The organism is Rhodopirellula europaea 6C (assembly GCF_000338295.1).
GTDB classification, from domain to species: Bacteria; Planctomycetota; Planctomycetia; order Pirellulales; family Pirellulaceae; genus Rhodopirellula; species Rhodopirellula europaea.
The window spans coordinates 14201-40057 of sequence record NZ_ANMO01000102.1 but is presented as its reverse complement, the minus strand read 5'-3'; the positions used below and the strand labels follow the sequence as shown (position 1 = coordinate 40057).

Sequence of the window (25857 nt, the reverse complement as noted above, 5' to 3'; positions counted from 1 at the left end):
ATCCTTCGAAACATCCAGCCTCCATTCACTGGATGTCGCCATTCAATTCCGCAGCCAACTTTTCGCGGAAAATCTTGCTGTTGTGCCGGATGTCGACCGGTAGCGGTTGATCACGAATGACAAAACGATCGATCCGCTGCGTCAGCGGATTACGAGCTGCTCGATCGCGAAGCCTCGCCTCCAATTCCTTCGCTCGACTGGTATCGCCACCGATGGTCAGGTCGATGGGCTGAACGACCAACACCGGCGTCTGCTCACCCGGCTTTCCAACGCCGACCAATGCGCATTTATCGACTTGTTCATCCACGTTGAAAACCGACTCACATGGAATCGTGAAAAACGTACGCTTGGCCGATACGATCCGATGTGCTTTTCGACCGCAAAACCAAAAACGATCTTGATCGTCGAGGTAACCAACATCACCCATCCGATGCCAAAACTGTTCGGCAGTATCGCCTGACTCATCATGCACTTTGTGCAGAGCGTTTTGGTCCGCTCGCGTGACATATCGCCGAGTCACCATCGGCCCACTCACGATCAACTCACCGATCTTGCCCCGTGGCAACTCTTTGGTTTCATCGATGTTTGCGATTGGACCATCATCGATTTCGATCACTTTCCACTGCACACCGTCAAACCGAGAACCAACACAAACACCTTTGCCTTTCGATGCTGCTGGACCGGTTTCCGAGATGACAGCTCGCGATTCGATGGAAGCGATTGGTAGCGCCTCGGTCGCTCCGTACGGCGTCTCGATTTTGGCGTCTTCGTGAACGAATCGTCGAAGCGATTGCAGCGTCGCCGCTGGAACGGGTGCCCCTGCCGACAGAACGCGTTTCAAAGTTGGAAATGGTCGTCCGACCGCGTTCGCTTCGCACCACCGTGTGACCGTTTTCCAAAGTGCAGGTGAACCGAACGATTGATCCACTTCCCATTGTCGCGCCGCCTGAATCAACTTCTGCGGATCCACATCAGCGGGTCGTGTGGGATCCATGTCAGGAATGACCGTCGTCACTCCCATCACCGCATCGAACAAACCAAACAAGGGAAAGCACGCCAAATCGCGTGAGCCTTGGCGAATCTCGTAGCGGCTGCGAATTCGATCGATCTGGGCATGAAAGGTTTGATGCGTGTAGGCGACGCCTTTGGGCGGCCCGGTACTGCCTGTTGTGAAGATCACCGCCGCATCGTCGAGCGTCTGAACATCGGGAAGTGACAGCGAGGGATTTTGGTTACCCAGCTCCAAAATCTGCTTGAGCGTTTTGCCACCCCAGAACCAACGCCGCCCCACCGTGATGTTGCGTTTCGCATTGGGAAATTTGCTTCGCAGAATCGTTCTGATTGCCTGTGCTTTTGGGATCCCCAAAAAGCCATCCGGGTTCACTTCCTGCAAACATCCGATCAGGTGTTTTCGGTCCATCCCGGGATCAATCAGCACGACCACGACGCCGGCCTTCATCATCGCGAAAACGAGCTCGATGAACTGGGCTCCAAAGGGAACCAAGCTGACCATACGCATGCCAGGTTCGATTCCCGAGGCCAACAATCCTCGAGCGGTCTGAGTGCTTCGTTCGTCCAACGTCTTGAACGTTGTCAGCGCGTAGTCACGATCCGATCCATCCCGCTTGGCGGGTCCAGAGGGTTCCGCGATGGCGATCGCACCAGGCAATATTTTCGCGATTGCGGTCAGTCGCGACGCAACGTTGCCGGATGAGCCCGCGGTTTCGGCGAGGACCTGAGACGACTCTCGACCGCATGGACCATCACTCATTTTCACTCACCAAAACTTCGAGAATTTGATCCGCGATCGATTCTTGCACGACTCGCTGGGCTCCCTTCCAACCGGGAATTCCGTTGACCTCAATCAATTGCAATTCACCCGAGTCTGTCTCCAACCAATCGACCGCGGCGAGCTTCAATCCAAAGTCCTCGCAAACAAGCCGAGCCGATTGTTCCAAACATGCCTGCATTGGAACCAGCTCGCTTTGACCGCCGCCTCGAACATTGGTACGGAAGTCGGAATTGCTGCGACGACGGATCGCATGAGCGTGCTCGCCAACAATGAGCATTCGCAAGTCGACCCCGCCGGGAGGCACGAACTGCTGAACGTAACAAACCGCGTTCATTTGCGTGAGAGTCGAGAACGTGGTCCAGGCAAGTTCCGTGTCGCAAACTCGCATGACACCGCGACCTTCGCCGCCAAAGATTGGTTTGACCACAACGTCACCGCCCAACTCTTCAAAAGCCTGCATCGCCGCAACTCGGGATTGCACGACATGCGTTGCGGGTGTCGAAATACCGAGCGACTTCACGCGAGCCAAGGTTGCGAACTTGTCGATGGCAAGCTCCAACGCGGCCGGAGGATTGACGATCGCAGTCGTTCTCAACCGGCTCTGCCGTCGGACGAAATCATGCAACACCGCCAACCGAAACGTGATCTGTTCCAATGATCCAGCCGGCATGGTGCGAGTCAGAATGGCACCGAAGTCATCCAAAGATCGCTCACTCGAATCCGATCCATCGTGCCGTTGGCACCACACTGTCGAATGCAGCGAATCAGAATGCAGCGATTCCAAATCTGCCTTGCGACCGATTTGACTTCGCAACGATTCGTAGTCGGCGAAGTGAAGTTGAACCGACCGACGCGAAGCCGCGGCTTGCAGCTCGGACAAATGCCATCCCAACGTCGCGGCTCGGCCGAGCGGTTGTGAACGAGATGCCCCAACCAACGCATCTCGCCCGCCCAGCACCAACACACTTTCGCGACTCATAGCCCGAACGATTTTCGCATGACGTCGAGGCTGATCTGACCATGACGCCACGTTCTTCCCGATTGCAACGAGTGGATCGTCACAACGGCGGGACTGAACAGCATTGGGTCGACTCGATAGAAATCGTATTCGTACTCTTTGAAGATTTCCGCGAAGGGTCGCCCGTGATCCTCGGAGGATTCACTCGGTACCTTTGCCGCAACGCTTTCGATCGCGTCGTCCTCCGCATCGACCCAAAGCGATACCCGAGCACCGTAGAGCATCGCGTCGTTGGTTCGCCCGATCCCACCGATCGTATCGCCTTTCTTCGCGGGAGGAGGCAGTGGTGCGTCGCCATGAGCGGACACAACACGGGTCACGTCGAACTCCAACGCGTGCAACTTGTGCAGGGCGGTCTCGACGCTTCGCGACACCACCTGGGCGCTGCCGGCAATGCTCGTGCTCGGAGCAACCGCCAAGCACAGACGACTGGGGTCGACGCCACACTCGTCCGCGATCGCTTCCATGACGTCATCGCCGGGCAATTTGTCGGACTCTAAAACCCCAACCGCGAATTCACCTTCGTTTGCCGTACGTGAAAGCTGCAGTTCTTCCAGCATGGCTTCTTTACCACGCAAGCACCGCATCGGCCCACTCGCCATCGCGAAGTAGTCGTCGACCGAAACCGGCCAACCAGCGTATTGGCCACCCAGGCAGGACAGTACCGGATGGTCCGTTTGGATCGCCACTGACAAGCCAACCAAATCGTCGGCAGTCGCCGGCACATACCGGACATTCGCCAAATCACCCAAACAAAGCCTGGCTAGCCCAAGCCCCGCTTCCAAAGATCCACTGCACGTCACACCGGCGTCCAAAACACGTGCTCCAGCGATCGTCAGCGGCACAGAACGCAACTCAATCGCCCGGCTCCACAAGGATTCAAAGCATTGAGACGCTGACCGGGAAAGATCAGGCTTCACTCCGGTTCGGGGAAGATCGTCGGGTGTCGCGGATTTCATGCGACCAATCTAGCGACCCCGCTCAGGATTGACGATTGGCCCTCAAGCGGTGCACTGCGGAGAACCGATGCTCATTTTGAACACGCCATTTATGCGTGCACAAGTGCGTTGATCTTTCTGCCCCAAAATGAGACGACACAATGACTTCCAAGCCCAATTGGCTGGCGATTACGCTGGCTGTTGCTGCGACAAGCAACGTTTTCTGTATTGGCACCGCAACTGCCGTCGAATCGACACTCAAAATCGTTCGATCCGAACCCGAGGTCGGCCACATGGCCCAGGACTTCGAATTGGAGGTGGCCGCGGGAAAACGTTCCGACACCGTTCGCCTCAGCGAAATCACCGGCGAAGGCCCGGTGGTCATCGCAATCCTGCGAGGCTTTCCCGGCCGCCAGTGCCCCGCGTGTGCTGGCCAGGTCGCCGACTTGATCCGGCATGCCCATTACTTCCAGGCACGCAACACAGAAGTTTTGTTGGTCTACCCGGGTCCCGCGGCAGAACTGAAGGCGAAGTCGAAAGACTTCCTCAAGGACACCAAACTGCCCGCCCCGTTCACGATGTTGTTGGATCCGGACTACAAACTTGTCAGCGCATATGGCCTTCGCTGGGATGCTCCTCACGAAACCGCCTACCCAACCACCATCGTTATCGGCAAAGATGGCAAGATTGACTTCGTGAATATCAGTCGAACTCACCGAGGTCGCACGGCAGCGACCACCATTCTGGATCAACTTTGACACTGACGCCCGAATCGGCCGATTGGCTGCAAGAAATCTCCGGATCCACTTCGATCGAAGAGGTCCGCCACGTCCAAACACTCTGGAGTGGTTACGGACAAATCCTGCGAGTCCAACTGAAGCAATCCAATTGGCTGAATCCGGCGTCGACCACGGAGGCGAGCGAATTCACCAGCGTCATCGTCAAGCAAATCTCGCCGCCCGCTTTGGAAGAGCAGGGCGGCGGTCACCCTCGCGGATGGAACACATCCCAATCTCACAATCGCAAACTTCGATCCTACGAAGTGGAATCGGCCTTCTATTCTCATCACGCCAGCCGATGCGACGAATCCTGCCGAGTCGCCGAGTGCCTCGCGCAAGCAGACTTGCCGTCGGGGCAGATCATGGTTCTCGAAGACCTTGATCAAGCAGGATATCCGATCCGACACCACGGTCTCGATGCGACGGGGGTCGACCAAGGACTTCGATGGCTCGCGAATTTTCACGCGAGCTTCCTGCACACGGCGGAACAATCCGATCAATGGAAAGACCTTTGGCCCATTGGCACTTACTGGCACCTGTCGACTCGCCCCGATGAATTCGACGCGATGCCGGCGGGAGAACTCAAAGATGCCGCGAATAAACTGGACGACCGATTGAATCAGAGCGAGTTTCAAACGCTGGTTCATGGCGATGCAAAAGTCGCGAACATGTGTTTCGCGACCAAGTCACACCGGCCGCCCGCCATGGTGGATTTCCAATACGTTGGTCGAGGCTGCGGCATGAAAGACGTCGCTTATTTCCTGAGCAGCTGCGTCAGTGAATCGGAATGCCAACGCAATGAATCACGCTATCTCGCGACCTACTTCGAAGTGTTGCGCGACGCAATGTCAACTCGCGGCATCGAGCAAGTCGAATTCACGTCACTGGAAATTTCCTGGCGTAAACTGTACCCGGTCGCTTGGGCGGACTTTGTTCGCTTCTTAGAAGGATGGTGTCCCGGACACGCGAAACTGACGGGATACTCTCGCCGCATGGTCGACATCGCCTTGGATTCATTGGACGACCAGCACGGTCACTCCAATAGCGACTAAAATTCACGTCGCCCGCCTCTTGCCAGACACAACCGGAACTCTGTGACATGTTGAACCGCACATTCCTTTCCATGGCACTGTTGCCGCTCCTTGCAGTCGCAACATCCACGCTAGCTAGTGGAGATGAAAAGTCGCCGCCTAACGTGGTGTTCTTCTTGGTCGATGACCTTGGCTACATGGACATTGGTGCGAACAACCCGGACACGTTTTACGAGACACCCAACATCGACCAATTGTCGAAATCGGGCATGCGATTCACGGACGGCTACGCCGCCAACCCGGTCTGCAGCCCCACCCGATACAGCATCCTGACCGGCAAGTATCCAACTCGCGTCGACGCGACCAATTTCTTCACCGGCACCCGCCCAGGCAAGTTCCGGCCCGCGCCGCTGAACAACCGGATGCCACTGGAAGAAACCACGCTTGCTGAATCACTCAAGTCATCTGGCTACGCCACCTTCTTCGCTGGCAAATGGCACCTCGGACCATCCGAAGAATACTGGCCCGAACACCAAGGTTTTGATGTCAACCAAGGCGGTCACAACGCCGGCGGTCCATACAGCGGCAAACGATACTTTTCTCCGTTCGAAAATCCGCGTCTCGAAGACAACACCACCGGCGAACACCTTCCAGATCGCCTTGCCAAAGAAGCCTCCAAGTTCATCGAGCAACACAAAGACGAACCGTTCCTCACGTACCTGTCGTTCTACAGCGTCCACACTCCGTTGATGGCTCCGCCCGAACTGGTGCAGAAATACAAAGACAAAGCCAAGCGTCTCGGCCTGACCGACAAAGAAGCTTTTGGAGAAGAGGAAAAGGTTTGGGGAAAGGCTGAGTGGGAAGGACGACCGGTGCGTCACCTGCAAAACCATGCCACCTACGCGGCGATGGTCGAGGCAATGGACCAGGCTGTCGGCCGTGTGCTCAAGCAAATCGATGACCTGGGACTCACCGAAGAAACCATCGTGATCTTGACCTCCGACAACGGTGGCCTGAGCACCTCCGAAGGCTGGCCAACCTCGAACCTGCCGCTGCGAGGTGGCAAGGGTTGGGTCTACGAAGGTGGAATCCGCGAGGCGTTCATGATTCGTGCTCCGGGAATCACAAAGCCAGGAACGACCAGCGGCGAACCCGTTTGCAGCATCGATTTCTATCCGACCATTTTGGATCTTTGTGGCCAATCGCCACCCGCGGAAAAGATCGTTGACGGTGTGTCATTGAAACCATTGCTTCGTGGCGAACCAACCCTCGATCGCGAATCGCTGTACTGGCACTACCCTCACTACAGCAACCAAGGCGGCTTCCCCGGCGGCGCCATTCGCGAAGGGGATTGGAAGCTGGTTGAACGCTACGAAGACGGCCGAGTGCACCTTTACAACCTGAAAGAAGACATCGGCGAACTCAACGATGTCGCCGAGCAAAACGCCGAACGAGTTGCGGCGATGAGAGACCGCCTGCATCGCTGGTACAAAGAAGTCGACGCGAAATTCCTACAGTCCAAATATGGGCAACAGCCTTGGCATCCCTTCCAGGACTGATCGCCGTTGTTGAAGGAATCGTGCGGCTTCTTAGTTCGTATCGTCAGACATTTCACCATCACCCTCCCTGAGGTCGTGCAGTTTTTTGATGCCGCTTTCCGGCTGATTTACACACGGTGCACCTCTCCCGAAACGAAGTTTGGGGAGAGGTCGAGCGACGCCGTTCAGGCGTACGCGAGGGTGAGGGCCGAGCACGGGAAGCGGCGCGTGTTACCTTCCCCGAGCCAAAGCCGAACGATCTTCTGAAGAACAAACGATCGCTGAAGCAACGTCTTCAACTCCACACGTTACGACCGTGACGCGCCCTGTTTCCGCTTGCGATACTTGTTTGGATTGTCGGCCTGCCCGGTGATCTCGTACAGGAACATGCTCGGCTTGGTCGGACGAGGCTTGCCCCATTTGCGACGCGTCAAAGCCAGCGACATCGTCAACTGATCTTGGGCGCGTGTGATGCCGACGTAACACAAACGCCGCTCTTCGGCGATGTCTTCTTCCATCCCGCCTTTCAGCGTTCGACTGTGAGGCAGGATGCCATCTTCCATCCCGACCATGTAAACGACCGGGAACTCCAATCCTTTGGCCGCGTGCATGGTCAACAACCAAACCGCGTTCTTCATTGCCAACTTGTCCTTTTCGCTGCCCATCTCTCGACCGGCCAATGCGATGTCGGACAAGAAACCCGACAAATCAGGCTCTTCATTCTTGTCCTCGTAAGCCGCGACCGCGTTGGCGACTTCGCCGATCGATGCCATGCGCGATTCACGCTCATCGGGTTGATCGTAAAGCCGAGCGATTTCATCGGCGTAGGCGGTCCGCTGCAACAGCGTCTCCAGACCCTCCCGCATCGTTTCGTTCGCCAACCGTTGCTGCACATCGCCCAGCAATTGCTTCAGCTGATCGATCCCCCGAAGAGCCGCCGGGGTCAGATCCGCAACCGATTCAGGATCGTTCATCACCTGCCAAACGGGGATGCCCTTCGACACGGCGCGATCGACCAACATCCGCACGGACTTGTTACTCAGTCCGCGAGCGGGCGTGTTGATCACGCGCAACAGCGAGATCTCATCGTCGGGCTGATTGATCCATTTCAGATACGCAACGATGTCACGGACTTCACGTCGGTCAAAGAACGACTGGCTACCCAACATCACGTACGGCACATCATGCTTTCGCAGTTCCGTCTCGAACAAACGAGGCTGTTCGTTGGTGCGAAACAGGATGGCGATGTCTTTGGGCTGGATGTGTTCGTTTTCAATCAGGTGCTTGATCTCACGAACGACCGTCTCGGCCTCAGCTTGCTCATCCTTGTGCTGCACAATCCGAGGACGCTTGCCTGATGGGCGAAACGGCTTGAGCACCTTGTCGTGACGAACCGTGTTGAAATCAATCAGCGTGTTGGCCATCTCAAGGATGGCACCGGTGCTGCGATAGTTGTCTTCCAACCAAACCACTTCCGCGTCCGGCCAATCCTTGCTGAAGCTAAGGATGTGCGACACGTCCGCACCGCGCCACGCATAGATCGATTGATCATCGTCGCCGACGACGCAAAGGTTCCGATGCACCTCAGTCAGGTGCTTGGTGATCCGGTACTGACTGCCGTTGGTGTCTTGATATTCGTCAACCAAGACGTGGTCATACTTGCCCGCTTCGCGATCGCGAATGTCGGTGTGCTCGGCGAACAACGTCTCAGTGTGCAGCAGCAGATCGTCAAAATCCATCGCCCCGCGAGCACGCAGACCGTTTTGATATCGGCGGTAACCAGACGCTGCGAAATGCTCTTTGTCGGTGCTCGCGATGCTCATCGCTTGTTCCGGAAACACGGACGCACTCTTCCAACCACTGATGATCGAAAGCATGTCACCGGGTTTTAAAGCCGTGTTCGGCAACCGCAACTCACGCAGAATCGCCCGCGCGAGCGACTCTTGGTCACTGCGGTCATAGATCGCGAAAGTCGCGGGAAATCCGATCGCGGGCGCATGCTCGCGGAGGATCCTCACGCACTGAGCATGGAACGTGCTGATGGTGGGCTTCGGCGGGCCCTTTTGGCCACGTTTACGTTTTTGATTCTTGTAGCCCAGCAGTTCGCCGACGCGATCCTGCATTTCACCAGCCGCTTTGTTGGTGAACGTCACCGCCAAGATGCGATCAGGCTTCACGCCGTGCTTGATCAGATTCGCAATGCGAAACGTCACGACGCGGGTTTTTCCCGTGCCAGCACCGGCGAGCACCAGAAGCGGGCCAGACAACGTCTGCACCGCTTTGGCTTGCGGCGGGTTCAGACCCGCAACATCAAACGTGCTCAAGGAAGAAGAGTCAGCCGGTTTTTATTCAGGCAACGTCAATGTTGACGCGACGACCTTCGCGGTCAAAACGGACTTTGCCGTCGACCAATGCGAACAAGGTGTAGTCGTTGCCCATTCCAACACCGGCACCTGGATGGAACTTCGTTCCAACCTGACGGACCAAAATGTTGCCGGCGATAACGGCTTCACCGCCGAATTTCTTGACACCACGACGTTGAGCGTTGCTGTCACGACCGTTGCGGCTGCTGCCCTGACCCTTTTTGTGTGCCATCGAAGTTCTGCGTTTTGATCAGTGAGAAATGGTTGTAGATTTTTGAGAGGGCGAGAGGTTAGCGGAACGTCCACGTGTAATCAAGTCGTTGTTCCAGCCCATATTGATCCAGCATGTATTTTTGCTCTTCCGGATCCGAATACGCGGGCACGCCAAAGCGAACGCGATCTTCCGTTTGGTCCATTCTGTCGCCAGGGCGATAGAAGTTCAACGTCAACGCTTTGCGGCGATACGGTGCGTCTTCGCCTTCACCGTCCTGTTCGAATGCATTCGTCAAACCGAACACGTCGATTGAGAAGAAATCCAAACCGGGTTCCACGTCCACCCAAGTCGCCACCCCCCAAACGCCAGGTGCGCTCTCGTCGGAGGTTCGTGGAATTTTGACCGTGCTGATATCGACCGAATTGTGCAGTGGAGCGGTGATTTGCTCACGAATCGCGATGCGATCGCGGGCGATCGGCAGAATTTGATCGACATAACTGCGATCGCTTTCGTGATCCCTCAGCACCAACATCGGAAAGAACCGGCGGGAGCTGTAGCTGACCGATTCGATTCGCTGGTAGATCGGATTGTCCGGATCGTCAACGGCGGGACGCAAATCGCCGCCGCGGTAACGAACGCGATACACCATGTAATGCACCAATTTGCGTTGCAATCGGCCGTCAGGACGAGGCAGATCGAGGTACATCTGGCGAAGTGGTTTGAACGAAAACTCAAAGCAAAAGATTTCGCGACGCAAAATCACTTGCTTCGCCATTTCTTCCAGCGTGCGCGAGCGTGGCTCGAAATGAGGCTCGCCGTTGGGATGATTGTCGCTCTGCCAAGCGATCTCGGGATGGCTGTTGATAATCGATTTCAGCGTCAGTGGACCATCGAAGGTTTCCTTCGGATCCGGAGCCGGTGGAATCGCGGTCACAACTCCCGGTGCGAATTCAGTTTGCACCTTGGCCGACGGAGCAGCCTCTTGTGCGTGTGCGGAGCCACAAATGGTGCTCGCCGAAACGCACATCGCGACAGCGACGATCGATTTTTGGCTCCATCGCGCCATCACGCCGGTCCAGCCCCACCGCGGCGGCAAGCCGGCCGAAGAGGCGTCCAAAGATCGAGTTCGTGTGGCGATGATTGACATGAAAAGCCGTCGTTAACGCTTGGTCGTGGGAAGGTCACTGGCTGAGATTACGTGCTCCGGACGATTTTTGCTCGGAGCAACCAGGTCAGCCGGCTCTAATCTTAATTGCTGACCGGCCGAGGAAGCTGTTTCCGTGCCGTCCAAGCCGGATTTTTCTGCTGGATCCAGCTCGATTTCCTCGCCCGCGGTGACCGCCGGGCCGGACCACTGCAACGATGCCGCCAATTGGACGTCCGATCCGCTTAAATCATTCACGCTGTCGCCTTCCATCGTCAGGGTGGCCTGGACGCGGCGACCCGAATCGTCACTGAAGTGCATCATGATCCACTGGATCGGAATCCCCTCGACTTCGCCCGTCGCAGTGACGTGCAAAACTCGCAGGCCGGAGTCAGACAACTGCTCTTCGGACCGCACCAATTGGTCGAGCTGCTTGTCCAAAGTTCGCTGAACGTCGGCTTCGAATGCCTCCAGCGTCAACTGATTGCCTTCCGGAAGACGCGGCAGCGACCGCAGATTGCACTGAGCGATGCTTTGCTCGTTCTCAATCATTCGCAGGATCGCCTGTCCGGCGCCGTCCTGCATGATCCGCCAACGACGGTCCAGAAGCGCGTTGACGCCGATTTTCTCGCAATCCACTGCCATCAGCATTCGGTCCGATGGTGGCGGCGAGTCAAAGTCGACGGCGACCGCGGAAGCGGGCAAAACCTGAGGTTTCTCAAGCGGTTTGCGGATCATTCGAATCGTCGCGGTGACGTCGAATCCAGGTTCCGCCATTCCAATTTCGCGAGTCTCGTGGATCGCGACTGCCGCCCAAGTGACGGTCCGAGTGGAATGCTGGAATGTCAATTTGCCCAACACTCGCAATTGCGTCGGAACACCACTGACCGAACCATCCATCTTTCCTTGAAACTGCAACTTCGCGTTGCTGGCATCGTTGGAAACCAAACTGATTTCGACGTCGCTTTTGACCACGCCACTCAGGTTGAAAGCCGATGCCAAATCATTCGAATCCAACGCGACCTTTTCGCCAATCGACAACGTTTGAGTCGGCAGAAGTCGGTCCAGAGCGACGCTGGCGATGGGGGTCCGCAGGAGATCCAATTCGTCGTGATTCAAGTAATCGTCGGAGGCATAAATCGCCTCCGGCAATGTGTCACGACGAGCCACCACGAGGCCCAAATTGTCACGCAATTCGGTGGTCTGATCCATCCGGCTCAACCGGCTCACACCCTGAGCCGAGTGGTAGTGCCGTTCGGCGGCAATGATTGGCGATTCCATATCGGCATTTTTGGGTCGCAGATAACGCTCTTCGTAGTCCAATGCGACTTTCGCCGTGATCGGCAATTGCTGTTTGGTACTCGGTTTCGCCGTCAATGCGAGCAACGGATCCTTCGTCAGATTGACGTTGCCTTTTACGTCCATCTCCATTCGAACGCGGTAGAGCCCGAGGTCGAGACGCGGCCGAAGAATCACGTCGTTCGTCGATGAACCTGCCGCGGAGGCGATTTGGCTCGTTCCTAAGGTTCCTGCTATGCCGCCGATTGCGACCAAGCGTCCCAGGAACGCACGGCGAGATGCGGGCGAAGAATTCGGAGTGACACGTTTGGAAGTCGAATTCGTCATGATCTATTCAGCGGATTGGCGGCAGAGTCGAAAATCGCGCGACCGCATCGCAGCAGCGGTCTCAATCTGTTCAATCGGCTCGACCGGTTCTCGCGGTTGATCCGATCTCGTCCTTCTTGCCGGCTTTCTCATTGTGAGACCGCCAAAGTTTCAAACTGATTGTAAACTTTGCACTTTTTTGACAGCGACAAGGACACTTGCCGCGTGCTCAAAAATTTTGTGCCAGCGAAAACCAAGCGTTTTGCGGGACACTTGCAAAGTCAAATGCGATTTTCGACTTTGGGAGCATCGTTTGGCCTGAAACTTTCACTAGTGACCCTCCGTCCTGATTTGGGCAGGGTAGCCGCGCATTTCGACAGGTTCACTATCGGTTTGACATTGGGTCAACGAGGGAAACTTGGCGACGTGTCGGAGACGAAAAAACTCGTCTTTTTCGCTATCAACGGTGGTCTCAGCGAACTCTCGACGAGATCACACGCTCTAATCAGTACAGCCCACGAAGTCTGCCGAAATTCAGTGCTCTGATGCTCGGTTTTCTTCAACTGGCGTGGCACGGAGTCGCGCCGGAAGAGACGGTGGTGAGAAATTGGATGGTTTTTGAGAGCCCCCTTCTTGGTGGTTCCAGAGACAAAGTCTCCCCGCCCGATCTAACCGATCGTCTTATGGATAAGGCGACCTCCGGGCAAATTGGATTGACGTGCTGACGACCCGCCGGGGTCGCATGGACAACGGCACGGACAATCTGGCATGGGAAACCTAGATTATGCATACGTCTTACCGAAACATTGCTGTCAAAGAACTTCGCGATCAATTGTCTCGCTTTAGCCCCCGAGCGAAGAAGATCGAACAGTCGTTGTTGGCCGAAAAGTTGCTGTCGGAAATTCAGCCCGATCGCGATTATTCGATGGATTACGTCACGTTCCGCATCACCAACTACCGTCCCGAATCATCGCTGCGACAAACAATCGCGTCGGCTGATTTGGTGCACGACCTGCGTTTGCTAATCGAAGACTTGTCGGATTCGGCCGACATCGGCGCCAACGAAGCCGGCGAACACGTGCACACTGTGGCCGACCTCAGCCGCAATTTCCACGTCTCAACTAAAACAATCAGCCGCTGGCGTGACGCCGGTTTGGTCAGTCGCAAATTCTTGTTTGGCAAACGAAAACGCGTTGGCTTTCTCAACAGCAGCGTCGATCGATTCATCGCCAACAACCGCGACAAAGTCCGTCGTGGCGAACGATTCAGCCAACTGACCGACAACGAAAAGACCGAGATGGTCGAACGTGCTCGGCAATTGGTCGAGGGTGGCGCCACCTTCGCCGAAGTGATCCAGCAAATCGCGACGATCATGCATCGCTCGCCTGAAACGGTTCGCTACACGCTGAAGAATTTCGACGCCAAGAATCGCCAACTGGCCATTTTCCCTCATCACCGAGAAACACTCAGCGACGAAGACAAGCGAGTCATTCACCAATTGCAATTGCACGGTGCGACCATCCCGCAATTGTGCAAACGGTTCAAACGAACTCGAACAAGCATCCAGCGGATTTTGAACGAAGTTCGGATGCAGCATTTGCTCGAGATGCCGCTTGAGTACATCTACAACGAAGACTTCGAAGACACGTCTCGCGAAAGCGAGTACTTGGCTGAGATGCCCGTTTCCGAAACCGCTCGTAAAGTGCGAGCCCCTTCGGAATTGCCGAGCTACTTGGCTGCGTTGTACGACGTGCCGCTGTTGACGCGGGAACAAGAGGGTCACCTCTTCCGCAAAATGAACTACCTGAAGCACCGTGCGAACAAACTGCGTCAATCATTGACAGACGCCGATCGCATGGATACGGCAGTGATGGACCAAATCCAATCACTGTACGAAGAAGCGGTCAAGGTCAAGAACAAGATCGTGCAAGCGAACTTGCGCTTGGTGGTTTCCATCGCGAAACGCCACGTTGCATCGGCGGAAGATTTCTTCTCGCTGATCAGCGACGGCAACATGTCCTTGATCCGAGCAGTCGAGAAATTCGATTACTCGCGAGGCAACAAGTTCAGCACCTACGCCTCATGGGCGATCATGAAGAACTTCGCTCGGACCATTCCGAATGAATTCAAACATCGCGATCGCTTCCGAGCAACGCCGGACGAGATGTTCGTCGCACATCAAGACGAACGCTTGGACCCGTACTTGGAAGAGACCGTTCAGCTGCAACGTCAACGTGAGTTGGCTCGCATCTTGGATCGCCTGGATGAACGCGAACAAAAGATCATCACCGCTCGCTTTGGTCTGCAACGCGGCGTGGAACCTTTGACCTTGAAAGAGGTCGGCGAAGAAATGGGCGTGACCAAAGAACGAGTTCGTCAATTGGAAGCTCGTGCACTGAGCAAACTTCGCGACGCAGCACGAGATGCCAAAATTGACGTCGAACTCGGTGCCAGCTGAACTCCATCGAGTTCCCCCAAAGCAAATTCATTGAGCTAGACTGGGAGGCTTCTTCCCCACCTCCCACCTAGCTTTCTTGCTCATGCCTCGCTCAATGATCGCAGCGTGCCTCGCTCTAGGCACGCTTTTCCTGAACCTCTCCGCGGCTCAATCTTTCGCGGACGAACGCCCCAACATCATCTTCATTTTCGCAGATGACCTTTGCTTTGATTCCATCGCGGAACTTGGCAATGAAGAGGTTGAGACTCCCAACCTCGATCGCCTCGCTCGCGAAGGCACGTCGTTCAATCACGCCTACAACATGGGCTCTTGGAGCGGTGCCGTTTGCCTAGCCAGCCGCACGATGCTGAACTCGGGACGTTTTGTTTGGCAAGCACAGGAAATCTACAACCAATCCGAACAGGAACGTCAGGAAGGACGCTGGTGGGGCGAGATGATGAAGTCCGCCGGCTACCGTACCTACATGACTGGTAAGTGGCACTGCCGGGCAAACGCCGAGAAGTCATTTGACGTCGTTCGAGATACCCGCCCCGGCATGCCCAAAGATTTCCCGGAAGGCTACAACCGGCCGATTGAGGGCCAACCCGATCCGTGGTCGCCATCAGATCCCAAGTGGGGCGGATTCTGGGAAGGCGGCACGCACTGGAGCGAGGTCATCGCCAACCACTCCGATGACTTCTTCGCCGACGCGGCCAAGCACGACCAACCTGCGTTCATGTACTTGGCCTTCAACGCCACTCATGACCCCCGCCAGGCTCCGCAGGAATACCTCGACAAATACCCTGCGGAAAACATCTTGGTTCCTGCAAACTACCAGCCACTGCATCCCTATGCGGAAGAAATTGGATGTGGACGCAAACTTCGGGATGAGCGTCTGGCGCCGTTTCCACGAACCGAATACGCCGTTCGAGTTCATCGTCGCGAGTACTACGCGTTGCTAACGCACATGGACGCGATGATCGGCCGCATCCTCGATTCGGTCGAAGCATCCGGAGAAGCCGACAACACATGGATTTTCTTCACTGCTGATCATGGCCTCGCAGTCGGCCAACATGGTCTTCTCGGAAAGCAGAACCCGTACGACCACAGCGTTCGCGTGCCGTTTCTCGTCAAAGGCCCTGGCGTTAAAGCGGGCGTACGAATTGAAGAACCGATCTACCTGCAAGACGTGATGCCAACAACATTGCAACTAGCAAAGATCGAGAAACCCGATCACGTTGACTTCCACAGCGTGCTTCCATTGATGGACGGAGGCGTGACACCGTACCCAGCCATCTACGGCGCCTACCTGAATCTGCAACGCAGCATTCGCACACCCGAGCACAAACTCATCGTGTTCCCCAAAGCCCAAACGGTAGAACTGTTTGACATGCAAAACGATCCCGGCGAGCAAACCGACCTGGCCACCAATCCCGCCATGCAACCGATCGTCAAACACCTCTTCGAGCAACTGCAAAGTTTGCAAAAAGAACTCGGCGACAACCTTGAACTTTCCGGCGAACTGATCGGCTCCTAAAGAGACGGATTACCAAAAGCTGCTTGGCGTCTTACGGCAAAGCAGACAACCTACCGCCTCTGAATCGAAAACGTTTCAGGGGCGGTTCCACCAAAGAAAGAACCGCCTCAATCGCACCCGGCGACGATGCCACTAACGAAGCAACTCCCGCGGTTCTGCCAATAGTCAATTGCCTCCCTTTGAAACTTTTCGGCGACTCTAACAGGGGTAAATAACTCGCAGGCAAACGCGACCTGTTTCCGGCAGTACGATGGCGACGCAAGCCGAGGCAACGAACCGCCCTTATTTGACTCACGTAACGAGTTCCTGCTCATCACAGTTGCTCGAACTCGAAATAGTACCGTTGCAATGTCAAATAGACGCCTGCTGGCTTGTTGCCTGATCTGTCTTTCCGCTCTTCCTATTGCAGGTGCTGATGAAGCCGAAAGTGTTCCCCCAGCCAGTACGTCGTCGCCGACGCTAGGCTGGTCGGTTAGTTTCATTGCTGGGAAGTTGAAGCAACAGTGCTCGGTTCCGAAGAACGTGCAAGTTAAGGCAACTGCTACAAATGCGTTCTTCGAGGATGAATCGGGGACGGTCGGCAGCTTGTTGAAATTCGATAAGCGATACGCGTATACGGCACACGTGTTGGATGACTCATTTCGTTTGGAGGTGATCGCGACGGAGGGTCAAGACGCGAATGCAGGAGAACAACTGTTTCATTCGGTCTTGGAGTACGACGGCAGCGATGACAAGTCAAAGGTTTATGACCCAGTTGCTGGTCCGACCGCGACTACCTATGGTCGGATTCACAAAGGGCGAAATGGGTCTGAACGTCTCTTTCGGATTGGATATTACTTTTTTGGAATGGAAGACGCGAATGGTCAGACGTTTCTTTCCTCAATATTGAGTTCGAAAAGCGATTGGCAGCTGAGCTCCAAGGGAGAGAAAGAACATCCTTCCTTAACGCTTCCGATACACAATGAATCATCCAATGAAAGAATTGGGACTCGCGTCCTAAGATTCTCCGAGAAGCTCGGTTTCCGCCTGGTGGAAGACCGTCGTGAGATCATTGCGGATGGCGCGATTGAGCCGATACTTGAAAGGTCCGTCGTTTTTTCCTACGAAGACAGCAGCTTGGATGGTCGAGTGCTTTTGGAAACGGTTGATGACACGACGCGTTCTAAATCGATGAATAATCGCTACGGGACTCCAACCGTCAATGTGTTTACAACCAGCATCCTCGAATACGTGGTCGGAACGGTCGATCCCAACGACGTCTCGATTGTCTTTCCGGAGGGTGCTGTGATTTCAGATAACATTGATGGGGGGATGTTCCGGGCAACCGGCGACGGCGGTGAGATCCCCCGTGAGTTCGAATCAATATTAGGCGATGACTAGAAGTTTTCGCCCGAAGCCACCAGGTTGCTTGCTTGCCTGCTCACAAAGCAAGCGAATTGTCCCGTGCTGCGTAGCATTCGCCTGAAGTGACCATAACGCGGCTCCCTTGCTCGCCAAGTGCAGTTTCAGTGGTTCGTCCATGGCTTGCAAAATTCGCGAACAGGTTTCATTTTGGTCTTTGATCGCCAGCCATAGAAACAGATCGCAATCACCTGGCGTCATGACCTCCCAGCAGTCATCTTCCGACAACTTTCCGATTCCGATTCCGAATTGTTGAAGCTCAGTGCGCTCCGCATCGGACAATTGAAAATCAGTCGCGTCGCTGGAGAGCGTTTCATTGAGGAATTCACGAGTCCGGTCGTCACGGTCCAGCACTGCAACAATCTTCTCGATGACTTCCGTTTTCCCGGTCACTAGAAATTCCGCCCAACACAGATCCATCTCACCGGGCGACTGAATCGAATCGGGCAGGTACTTCGCTTCACGAAGCTCGCTGGGGGGATCGACAATCAAGTCAATCGCTTGACGCAACGGACCGGATTCCTGGGACCGGATCTCCTGCAATCGTGCATGAGCCTCCGGATAGATCTCCGCAATTCGCACGAACATCAACATGATCGTCGGGTTCTCATCGAACAATCGTTGCCCGACCGCATAACGCAACGCCATCCAGACCGATTCCGCATCAAAGCGACGATAGACCCCTGATGTCACCTCGGCAAATTTCGTCGAATCGAGATTGGGTTCGGTGGAACGTGCAGCTGAACTCTGGGCATCGGCTGATTCGTGAGACATGTTGGTTTCGGCAGGGAAGGTGCGTTCGGTTCGGTGACCGCCAGGATCGTCATCCCGAGGACGGGGCACCAAGATTACACATCCGAAGGGGCTGCGGAAGAACACTCGCGTCCGCCGGTGCGTTCAATCTCGCAGCCAAAATGCCCATCGAATTCCCTGCGTCAGGGTGCCCCCTTTGCGGCTCGCTGAAGGATGTCAGCGCAGCACGGTTCTGTCGCGTCACATTATCTCGCGTGGTCACGGAGTGAGGGCAGCCGTGAATCGATTCGAAGATGTGAGGTTAGAAAATGAGTTGTGTGGTGATGAGGCTGGTTGCTCAATCTTTGGGTTGGACGCTGCTTTGGGCTGCGTAGGTTTTGTTCCACGACTTCGCCCCAACGGGGCAACCCTATGCCAGCTCAGGGCAAGGCCCTGGGTTGTGACGGCACCAAGATTGCAAAGCCCCAACGGGGGCGGTGCTAGCAATTTCTGGGGAGTCTCTATTAGTGAAAAGACATTCCGATGCAAGAGCATCGGTTTCCCAAGGCAAGAGGTTTGAAGTTGCGTTCTTGGTTACGGGAGTGGTGACAGAGCCCTTGCCGGGACTGTGAAGCTTCGGTTCGGACGGCCACGTGACGGAACCGTTTAGGACAGTTCTCGCGTATTCATCACGCTTCCTTTGATGGCCAGAGTGCCAGCAGGTTGGCGAGGATCAGGATGGTTCCGCCGAGCACGAGTTCAAAGGTCAACGTTTCGTTTGCGTACTGGACGGCACACCAAACACTGAGCAGCCCGGGAACGAACATGGCCCAGGTGGACGCCATCAGAGGCTCCAGGGTGTAGAGCACCGATGCTTGCGTCGGTGACACGCTAGGTTGAAATCGATTCATCAGCGAGAACGCGACCAACGACGGAAAGATCGAAAGCAACACGATCAGAACGTAGAACCTCGGCTGAATCGTCAATGCGTACCATCCCGCGCTAGCCGAATCGATTGCCGATAACTCAGGGATGCTGGGCTGGATCAGCACGAAGAACAGCAACGCCAACACGGCGGTGGTTCCGAACATGGATGGTGTGAATGCGAGCGAATCCAACCGTTTTCCAAACCAATCGACCGCAACGATCTGGCCGCTGAAGAACAGCACCGCCAGCAGCGTCAGCGTGTCGCCAGTTTTCCATTGCCCAAGTCCATCGGGTGCGAAACGCAGGCCGCCGTCGGCCCACTGCAGCAATCCAGTCAGAATCGCCACACCGAACAAGGAAACTCCGGCGGCGAGCAAAACGATTACTCGTGGACGTTGTCGTTCAAAAAGCGTTGCGAGTACGGGCGTCCAAACCACAGCGAGGCTGGTCAGGAACCCGCTGCGAGATGCGGGAATGGTCGATAGCCCGGCTACTTGCAAAACCATGCCGATGACGAACAAGCAACCGATCGCGACTCCGGCGAGGAAGTGCGGCCAGCGAACGCGTCTCATCACGCCCCGGCAACAGATCGCGAACATCGCGAAGGCCAATGTAAATCGCAAACCGATCATCCACGCAGATGCCGCCGCCCGAAAAGCTCCAGAGGCCGTGTGCTCATCCACACCAAAGTGTTCGTCAGCGAGAAGATTCAACGTCTTCATGAAGGGAAAAGAAGATCCCCAGAGAACGTTGACAACGACCAACGCCAGAACAGCACGACGATGCGAGACCAACTGAGCTGTTTCTGACAATGGGAGCTTACATCAGGCAAGAAGTTCGGGGATGGGATCGTCGTCGCCCCCGATCTTAAAGGGACGTCCGTTGGGCGCGAAGAACTCCTCGTCCAACGGCAATCCGGCCGCCGCAGCGATGGTTTTGTTGAACGATGAAACGCTGACCGGGTATTCATCGACATAGCTGCCGTGCTTATCCGATGCCCCCAACACTTGGCCACCCTTGATTCCGGCACCTGCCAACAAGCTGCAGAACACTCCGGGATGGTGATCCCGACCCGCATTCGCATTGATCTTGGGCTTTCGCCCAAACTCGGTCGTTAAAACCACGAGCGTTTCATCCAGCAATCCCTTCGAGTGAAGGTCGCGAAGCAAAAAGCCCATCCCGTCATCGACCTGGGTCGCCTTCTCGTCCAAACGAGAATAGAGGTCTTGGTGCATGTCCCATCCACCGAAATTGACCTCGACAAACCGAGCTCCCGATTCCACCAAACGGCGTGCGAGCAAGCAACCTTGGCCAAACGAATTGCGACCATAGGCATCGCGGATCTTTGCATCTTCTTCGTTCAAATCGAAGACCTTCAAATGCTCGCTTCCCATCAGCTTGCGAGTCTCCAGGTAAAGCTGGTTGTAGGCTTCGACGTCGTTGTTCGTGCGCTGTGACTGAAACGATTTGTCGAATCGGTTGGCCAAAGCCAATCGTCGGTAAAACAGTTTCTCATCCAGATACTTTGGCAATTTGATGTTTTGCAAACCAGAGTTTGCATTCGCAATCGGGACGGGCGAGAGCGCCGGCGGTAAGAAGCCGGCTCCCGGATGCCGGTTGCCGCTGCCGATCAAAAAGTTGCCCGGCAGTTCTCTGTTTGCGCGACCTTGTCGATCGACCATCCACGCTCCCATACCGGGATGCTGAATGGAATTGATTTGCTTGTACGCGGTCCGCATCAAATAGCGGCCTTGTTCGTGAGCCCCGGTTTCTGTCGACAAGGACCGAACCGTCGCGATTGCACCTGCTAGGTACGACAGCTTTGGAAATCGGTCGCCAAACTGAATGCCGGGCACTCGCGTTGAGATCGGTTTCGTCTCCCCCGCCTCCTCCACGCCTTCTTTCGGATCAAAGGTATCCAAGTGTGACATCGCACCATCCATGAACAGATAGATGATGTGCTTGGCTTTCTTGGCGGATGCCGATGCCGCATGTGCACGGTTTTGAGGCGACAACTCATCCCACCACGGTCCACCTAGCATGCCACCGGCGAACGACACGCCGAGTGTTTGCTTTGCCAATCGTTTGATGAATCGTCGTCGATCTTCCAGGGTGAATTCAATTCCGGCCATGATTCGATCTCGTGGGGGCTGAACCGCAACGCGGGTGATGAGTGGGATGAGGATTGAAAAGAAACATCAATTCGTGACAGTCCGCGTCACTGGACGAACAGGAATTCTCGAGTGTTGAGCAATGCCCAAATGATGTTTCCGTAACCGACACCGGTCTGGTTCTGACTCGATAATTCGCGAGAGGCGAGGACGCGATCTTCCGTCGATGGCTCGCGCGTCAAGACGCTCAGGAAGATGGCATCGATCCGTTTCTTGATGTTGTTCTTTTCCAAAACGTTGTCGACCAAAGCCGATCCGGGCTCCAGCATCACGTGAGTGATTGGACCGTTGAACATCGCCAAAATTTGCGGCACGGTGGCTTCGTCTTGAGAACCATTGATGACCTCTCGGTCGCCCTGTCCGAACTGACGCAGAAAGTGATCCGCAGGCAATGGTGCTGGCAATTCGCTGGCACGGCACAACACGTTGCGTTGATAGGCGTGTTGATTGAGATTCCGTTTGTAAACGGACGCGAAATAAGTTTCCTTGAACTTCGCGGATCGTCGTTGGACCTCCGCGAAATCGACCTTGGAAAAATCCAGGTCCATCACTGGCTTCATTTCTTCTGCCGTTGGACGCTGAAATGGCCAAGGGTTGTCGACCGCCAGCGTCAAGATCGAGTCCCAAACCTGCTCGGCGGTCATCCGACGAACGGTGGGTCCGGGGAAGTAGTACAAGTCACCGTCGGTGATGTCATAGTCGACGGCTTTGCGTTGGTAGGTTTGGCTGTACAGCACAATGCGTGTCAGCTCTTTCAAATCAAAACCGCGGCGAACCAGCTCTTTGCACAAGTAATCCATCGCGGCTTCGTTGACGCATGGATTCTCATCCCGAAAGTCATCGACTGGGTCGACAAAGCCAACTCCCATCAGACGCTTCCACAGGCGGTTCACTATCGTTTGGCTGAACCGAGGATTTTCGGGGCTGGTTACCCACGCCGCGAATTGCTCACGGGGTGAGGATTTGGCGGCGGACGATGGGATCTCTCCCCACAGCACCTTTGGCTCGACAAAATCCTTTGGCTTGGCATCGCGATAGGCATAGTCATGAGGCAAACGCAAACGTCGAGGTCGTTCGCTGACGATGTAAGTGTTCGCTCGAGCGATACGTTGGAACTCTCCGGGCACACGGCCCTTGTCGAATCGTTTCTTGCCTTCGTTGATGAGGGCGTTGGCGGGGTTCGTCTTTTCATAACCGGGATCGCCTTTTCGCATGCGGGTACTGGTACCGGCGGTGAACGCAGCCAACTGATAGAACTGGTACTGCGACCACTCATCAAACGGGTGATCGTGACACTGAGCGCATCCGATCTGTGTGCCCAGGAAAACTCGCACCGTATTGTCGATATATGGCAGCGGCATTCCATCGTCACGAAGCTGGAAACCGACGGCCGGGTTGTCCCAAACTTTGCCGTCCGCCGTCAGCATCTCGTAGACCCATTGGTCGTACGGTTTGTTCTCGGCGATCGATTCCTTGACGTATCCGTTGTATGGATCGGCAACCAAGTTGGGTTGAGGGCGATCCACCAGACGCAGCGTGTCCGCCCACCAGTTGTACGTGTGGCTGACGTAGTCGGGGCTGGAGAGCAATTGATCGATCAGCTCTTCTCGACGATCACTTGATTTCGATGCGAGGAACTGTTCCGCTTCTTGCAGAGTTGGAATACGGCCGGCAACGTCCAGGTAAATCCGGCGCAGAAAGACTTCGTCGCTGGCCAATTCTTGAGGGGCGATTCCTTCGGCCAATAACTCTCGCTCGATGAAGGTATCGAGTTCGTTTGCCGCGTAGCGAATCTCATCGCGACTGGATTGCCGGACGGGAGCGACGTCCATGTCCACCGGCTTCTTCGTGCGAACGCTTTCAGGGAGCCGAATCTTTGTTTTTGCGTTTGGCTTCTTGACGTTTCTCTGATTCGTTCGTTGGGCGTCCGCATTGGGTCCGCCAACGCAAAACAGCAACAACACACCCCAGATCAAACACTTCGAACCGCCTCGGTGACACATTGTGTCCGCTCCGGAAAAAACAGAAATCAGAAAAGATGGCATCGTGCTTCGTCCCCCTCTATCATAATCCATCGACCTGCGAGCAACCGGCCAATCAGACGCTCAGTTTGCTCGCTGATTTTCGCTCCCCCCTCCCAATCCCACCCTTGCAGCAACTGGTTGCACCGCGATCACGAAAAACTCCCGATGCCATTGGGACCGCGATCACTTCGGTCAACGATTGCCGCCAATCATTCAAACGCATTCCCACTGACTATGAACCCAAACGGACTCACCTTGATGAATCAACTCTGTTTTCACCGGTTCCTTCGGCCACTGACTCAACATGCCTGCGTCGCCGTCGCAGCGTTGTCGATCGCTCAGGCCGTTTCCGCCGCCCCACCTGCAGCAGCAACCGCCGACGCCACTGCCACGTGGGAAGCCAAAACCGTCGCGTCTGATGATAAGGATTCGAATCAACAGGATGTTGAGATTTATCGGGGTGGAAAATTGATCGCCCGTCACCACTCCAGCCTCCTCGGCACGCCCGGGCTCTATCCGTTGCATTCGCCATCGGGACAACCGCTGACCCGCGACTACCCAATGGAGGAAAAGGGGAAGTACGAAAAAGACGATCACCATCACCATCGTTCGCTTTGGTTCACCCATGGGATCGTCAACGAGTTCGACTTCTGGTTGGACAAGCCAACGCCACACACCGGCTACGTCGTACAGACATCACTCTCGAAAGAAGAAACTGAAAACGGAGTCACCCTGACCACGAAGAACGATTGGAACGACCCCGATGGCAACCGCGTCTTGAGTGATCAACGACGTTGGAGTTTTTCCGAATCGCAGGGCGACACCGTCATCGACTTGGACGTTCGTTTGATGGCAACCGATGGCGACGTTGTATTTGGTGACACCAAGGAAGGCACACTGGGAGCCCGGGTGGCAGGCACGATGAAAGTCGATGCGAAACTCGGCGGCACCGGACAGAACGCGGAAGGCTTGAAAGACGGAGCCGCATGGGGCAAGAAGTCTTCGTGGGTTGATTACAGCGGCCCAATTCTACAAGCCGATTCGGACGAGCCATCTGATTGGCCAACAGCGGGCATCACGATGTTTTATCATCCCGATAACTCGCAACCCGACTGCTACTGGCACGTTCGCACGTACGGTTTGTTCGCGGCCAACCCGTTTGGACGCCATCACTTTGGCCAACCGGAATACGACGGCGTCAAGATTGCCGATGGAGAACACTTGGATCTTCATTTCCGCATCGTGTTGCACGACGGTGACTTTGATCGCGAAAAAACAGAGCAGCACTTCGCTGATTACTCAGAAACCAAACCGTCGCTTTGAATTCGCCAGATGCATCCCCCGGTGACGCTTCACCGGAATCTGCTGCAGCGGCGTTTCATCCAAATGGATTTCGTTTGGACGGACGCCGCGTCGTCGTCACTGGCGGCACGCAAGGTGTCGGCGGTGCGATCGCCCGTGGACTAAGCAGCGTCGGCGCGGACCTGGTTTTGATTGGTCTGGAACGAGACGCCGCGACCGAAGCCACTTTAACCGCTTGCCGCGAAAACGGCCGGACCGCCGAGCTGATACTCTGCGATTTGTCCAAGCCCGCCGAAACCTGGATCGATGACCTGCTAGCCAAGATTGACGAGGCGTTGCCGGGAGTCGACACGTTGGTCAACAACGCGGGAACGTTCATCGACGTGCCGTTTCTGGAAATGACTCCCGAGCGTTATCAGACCACGATGAATTTGAACGTCGGGGCAGGGTACTTTCTGACGCAAGCCTTCGCGAAACGTTGGGTACAAAACCAAATCGCCGGTCGCGTCCTATTCACCGGTTCAATCAATGGCTTCTTAGCCGAACCCGATCACACCGCCTACGACACTTCGAAAGGCGCCGTGGCTTCGATGGTCCGTTCGCTCTGCGTGTCATTGGCCCCACATGGAATCCGTGTCAACTCAATGGCCCCCGGTCTGGTTCGCACCCGACTCACCGATGTGGTCAATCACGATGCTTCCATCGAATCGTGGATGCAATTGCACACACCCAATGGCCAAATCCCGTCGCCTGATGCATGCGTGGGTGCGGCAATCTTTTTACTCAGTGATGTCGCCCAGCACGTTCACGGACAAACGCTGCTGGTCGATGGCGGCATGAGTGCGTGGCAACAACCCGACCTCCCCGCAGAACGTTGATCTGCTTTCCCTCCCCCTCCTTCCCA

19 protein-coding genes are annotated in these 25857 nt (G+C 55.6%); 8 read left to right on the top strand and 11 right to left on the bottom strand.

The window, feature by feature from the left end:
• Positions 1 to 25: 25 nt before the first annotated feature.
• Genes RE6C_RS09885 through mch form a run of 3 tightly spaced genes read right to left on the bottom strand, consistent with a single transcriptional unit; the run spans position 26 to position 3769 of the window.
• On the bottom strand, positions 26 to 1771 hold the full coding sequence (locus RE6C_RS09885) for a fatty acid CoA ligase family protein (RefSeq protein ID WP_008656169.1): 1746 nt from the start codon (positions 1769 to 1771) through the stop codon (positions 26 to 28).
• On the bottom strand, positions 1764 to 2771 hold the full coding sequence (locus RE6C_RS09880) for an ATP-grasp domain-containing protein (RefSeq protein ID WP_008656168.1): 1008 nt from the start codon (positions 2769 to 2771) through the stop codon (positions 1764 to 1766). The genes RE6C_RS09885 and RE6C_RS09880 overlap by 8 nt, the downstream gene beginning before the upstream one ends.
• Complete coding sequence (gene mch, locus RE6C_RS09875) at positions 2768 to 3769, bottom strand: methenyltetrahydromethanopterin cyclohydrolase (RefSeq protein ID WP_008656166.1); 1002 nt, start codon at positions 3767 to 3769, stop codon at positions 2768 to 2770. The genes RE6C_RS09880 and mch overlap by 4 nt, the downstream gene beginning before the upstream one ends.
• A gap of 140 nt (positions 3770 to 3909) precedes the next feature.
• On the opposite strand from mch, the gene RE6C_RS09870 reads away from it, so the two are divergent.
• From RE6C_RS09870 to RE6C_RS09860, 3 genes are read left to right on the top strand one after another with little or no spacing between them, the layout of a single operon-like run.
• Complete coding sequence (locus RE6C_RS09870; RefSeq protein ID WP_008656165.1) at positions 3910 to 4506, top strand: peroxiredoxin-like family protein; 597 nt, start codon at positions 3910 to 3912, stop codon at positions 4504 to 4506.
• Positions 4503 to 5579 carry an oxidoreductase family protein gene (locus RE6C_RS09865; protein ID WP_008656164.1) on the top strand — a complete coding sequence of 359 codons (1077 nt, stop codon included), beginning with the start codon at positions 4503 to 4505 and terminating at the stop codon, positions 5577 to 5579. Before RE6C_RS09870 ends, RE6C_RS09865 begins: the two co-directional genes overlap by 4 nt.
• A 47-nt stretch (positions 5580 to 5626) precedes the next feature.
• Entirely contained in the window at positions 5627 to 7117 is a 1491-nt protein-coding gene (locus tag RE6C_RS09860; protein ID WP_039961729.1) for a sulfatase, read from the top strand.
• A gap of 287 nt (positions 7118 to 7404) precedes the next feature.
• On the opposite strand, the gene RE6C_RS09855 is transcribed toward RE6C_RS09860, so the two are convergent.
• Genes RE6C_RS09855 through RE6C_RS09840 form a run of 4 tightly spaced genes read right to left on the bottom strand, consistent with a single transcriptional unit; the run spans position 7405 to position 12443 of the window.
• Entirely contained in the window at positions 7405 to 9420 is a 2016-nt protein-coding gene (locus RE6C_RS09855; RefSeq protein ID WP_008656162.1) for an ATP-dependent helicase, read from the bottom strand.
• A 25-nt stretch (positions 9421 to 9445) separates the two neighbouring features.
• Positions 9446 to 9691 (bottom strand): 50S ribosomal protein L27, encoded by a 246-nt coding sequence (gene rpmA / locus RE6C_RS09850; RefSeq protein WP_007327901.1) that lies wholly within the window; start codon positions 9689 to 9691, stop codon positions 9446 to 9448.
• A gap of 58 nt (positions 9692 to 9749) precedes the next feature.
• Entirely contained in the window at positions 9750 to 10820 is a 1071-nt protein-coding gene (locus RE6C_RS09845; protein ID WP_008656158.1) for a hypothetical protein, read from the bottom strand.
• 12 nt (positions 10821 to 10832) lie between these two features.
• Entirely contained in the window at positions 10833 to 12443 is a 1611-nt protein-coding gene (locus tag RE6C_RS09840; RefSeq protein WP_008656156.1) for a hypothetical protein, read from the bottom strand.
• Between the two features lie 763 nt (positions 12444 to 13206).
• Between RE6C_RS09840 and RE6C_RS09820 the strand changes: the two genes are divergently transcribed.
• From RE6C_RS09820 to RE6C_RS31555, 3 genes are all read left to right on the top strand, one after another.
• Positions 13207 to 14880 (top strand): sigma-70 family RNA polymerase sigma factor, encoded by a 1674-nt coding sequence (locus RE6C_RS09820; RefSeq protein ID WP_007331910.1) that lies wholly within the window; start codon positions 13207 to 13209, stop codon positions 14878 to 14880.
• A gap of 82 nt (positions 14881 to 14962) precedes the next feature.
• The gene (locus RE6C_RS09815) at positions 14963 to 16396 is read left to right on the top strand and encodes a sulfatase family protein (RefSeq protein ID WP_039961725.1); all 1434 of its coding nucleotides are present in this window, start codon (positions 14963 to 14965) and stop codon (positions 16394 to 16396) included.
• 846 nt (positions 16397 to 17242) lie between these two features.
• Positions 17243 to 17776 (top strand): hypothetical protein, encoded by a 534-nt coding sequence (locus RE6C_RS31555; RefSeq protein ID WP_144054722.1) that lies wholly within the window; start codon positions 17243 to 17245, stop codon positions 17774 to 17776.
• On the opposite strand, the gene RE6C_RS09805 is transcribed toward RE6C_RS31555, so the two are convergent.
• The 4 genes from RE6C_RS09805 to RE6C_RS09790 all read right to left on the bottom strand — a co-directional run bounded on the left by RE6C_RS09805 (position 17762) and on the right by RE6C_RS09790 (position 23672).
• Entirely contained in the window at positions 17762 to 18571 is an 810-nt protein-coding gene (locus RE6C_RS09805) for a hypothetical protein (RefSeq protein ID WP_236618076.1), read from the bottom strand. The genes RE6C_RS31555 and RE6C_RS09805 overlap by 15 nt on opposite strands.
• Positions 18572 to 19218: 647 nt before the next feature.
• A complete protein-coding gene (locus RE6C_RS09800; protein ID WP_008656137.1) occupies positions 19219 to 20268 on the bottom strand; it encodes a DMT family transporter in 1050 nt (349 codons plus the stop codon).
• Between the two features lie 12 nt (positions 20269 to 20280).
• On the bottom strand, positions 20281 to 21588 hold the full coding sequence (locus RE6C_RS09795; RefSeq protein ID WP_008656135.1) for a DUF1501 domain-containing protein: 1308 nt from the start codon (positions 21586 to 21588) through the stop codon (positions 20281 to 20283).
• Between the two features lie 86 nt (positions 21589 to 21674).
• Positions 21675 to 23672 carry a DUF1549 and DUF1553 domain-containing protein gene (locus RE6C_RS09790; RefSeq protein WP_039961730.1) on the bottom strand — a complete coding sequence of 666 codons (1998 nt, stop codon included), beginning with the start codon at positions 23670 to 23672 and terminating at the stop codon, positions 21675 to 21677.
• 237 nt (positions 23673 to 23909) lie between these two features.
• Between RE6C_RS09790 and RE6C_RS09785 the strand changes: the two genes are divergently transcribed.
• Positions 23910 to 24974: a DUF6807 domain-containing protein gene (locus RE6C_RS09785; protein WP_236618074.1), complete on the top strand. Its 1065-nt coding sequence runs from the start codon at positions 23910 to 23912 to the stop codon at positions 24972 to 24974.
• Positions 24971 to 25831, top strand: coding sequence for an SDR family NAD(P)-dependent oxidoreductase (locus RE6C_RS09780; protein ID WP_008656127.1), 861 nt, complete (start codon positions 24971 to 24973; stop codon positions 25829 to 25831). The genes RE6C_RS09785 and RE6C_RS09780 overlap by 4 nt, the downstream gene beginning before the upstream one ends.
• Positions 25832 to 25857 lie beyond the last annotated feature (26 nt).

Coding starts and splice junctions, on each gene's coding strand:
- RE6C_RS09860 (WP_039961729.1), top strand. CDS start 5,627: ATGTTGAACCGCACATTCCTTTCCATGGCACTGTTGCCGCTCCTTGCA.
- RE6C_RS09840 (WP_008656156.1), bottom strand. CDS start 12,443: ATGACGAATTCGACTTCCAAACGTGTCACTCCGAATTCTTCGCCCGCA.
- rpmA (WP_007327901.1), bottom strand. CDS start 9,691: ATGGCACACAAAAAGGGTCAGGGCAGCAGCCGCAACGGTCGTGACAGC.
- RE6C_RS09815 (WP_039961725.1), top strand. CDS start 14,963: ATGCCTCGCTCAATGATCGCAGCGTGCCTCGCTCTAGGCACGCTTTTC.
- RE6C_RS09790 (WP_039961730.1), bottom strand. CDS start 23,672: ATGCCATCTTTTCTGATTTCTGTTTTTTCCGGAGCGGACACAATGTGT.
- RE6C_RS09785 (WP_236618074.1), top strand. CDS start 23,910: ATGAATCAACTCTGTTTTCACCGGTTCCTTCGGCCACTGACTCAACAT.
- mch (WP_008656166.1), bottom strand. CDS start 3,769: ATGAAATCCGCGACACCCGACGATCTTCCCCGAACCGGAGTGAAGCCT.
- RE6C_RS09805 (WP_236618076.1), bottom strand. CDS start 18,571: ATGTCTCACGAATCAGCCGATGCCCAGAGTTCAGCTGCACGTTCCACC.
- RE6C_RS09885 (WP_008656169.1), bottom strand. CDS start 1,771: ATGAGTGATGGTCCATGCGGTCGAGAGTCGTCTCAGGTCCTCGCCGAA.
- RE6C_RS09880 (WP_008656168.1), bottom strand. CDS start 2,771: ATGAGTCGCGAAAGTGTGTTGGTGCTGGGCGGGCGAGATGCGTTGGTT.
- RE6C_RS09795 (WP_008656135.1), bottom strand. CDS start 21,588: ATGGCCGGAATTGAATTCACCCTGGAAGATCGACGACGATTCATCAAA.
- RE6C_RS09820 (WP_007331910.1), top strand. CDS start 13,207: ATGCATACGTCTTACCGAAACATTGCTGTCAAAGAACTTCGCGATCAA.
- RE6C_RS09845 (WP_008656158.1), bottom strand. CDS start 10,820: ATGTCAATCATCGCCACACGAACTCGATCTTTGGACGCCTCTTCGGCC.
- RE6C_RS09870 (WP_008656165.1), top strand. CDS start 3,910: ATGACTTCCAAGCCCAATTGGCTGGCGATTACGCTGGCTGTTGCTGCG.
- RE6C_RS31555 (WP_144054722.1), top strand. CDS start 17,243: ATGGAAGACGCGAATGGTCAGACGTTTCTTTCCTCAATATTGAGTTCG.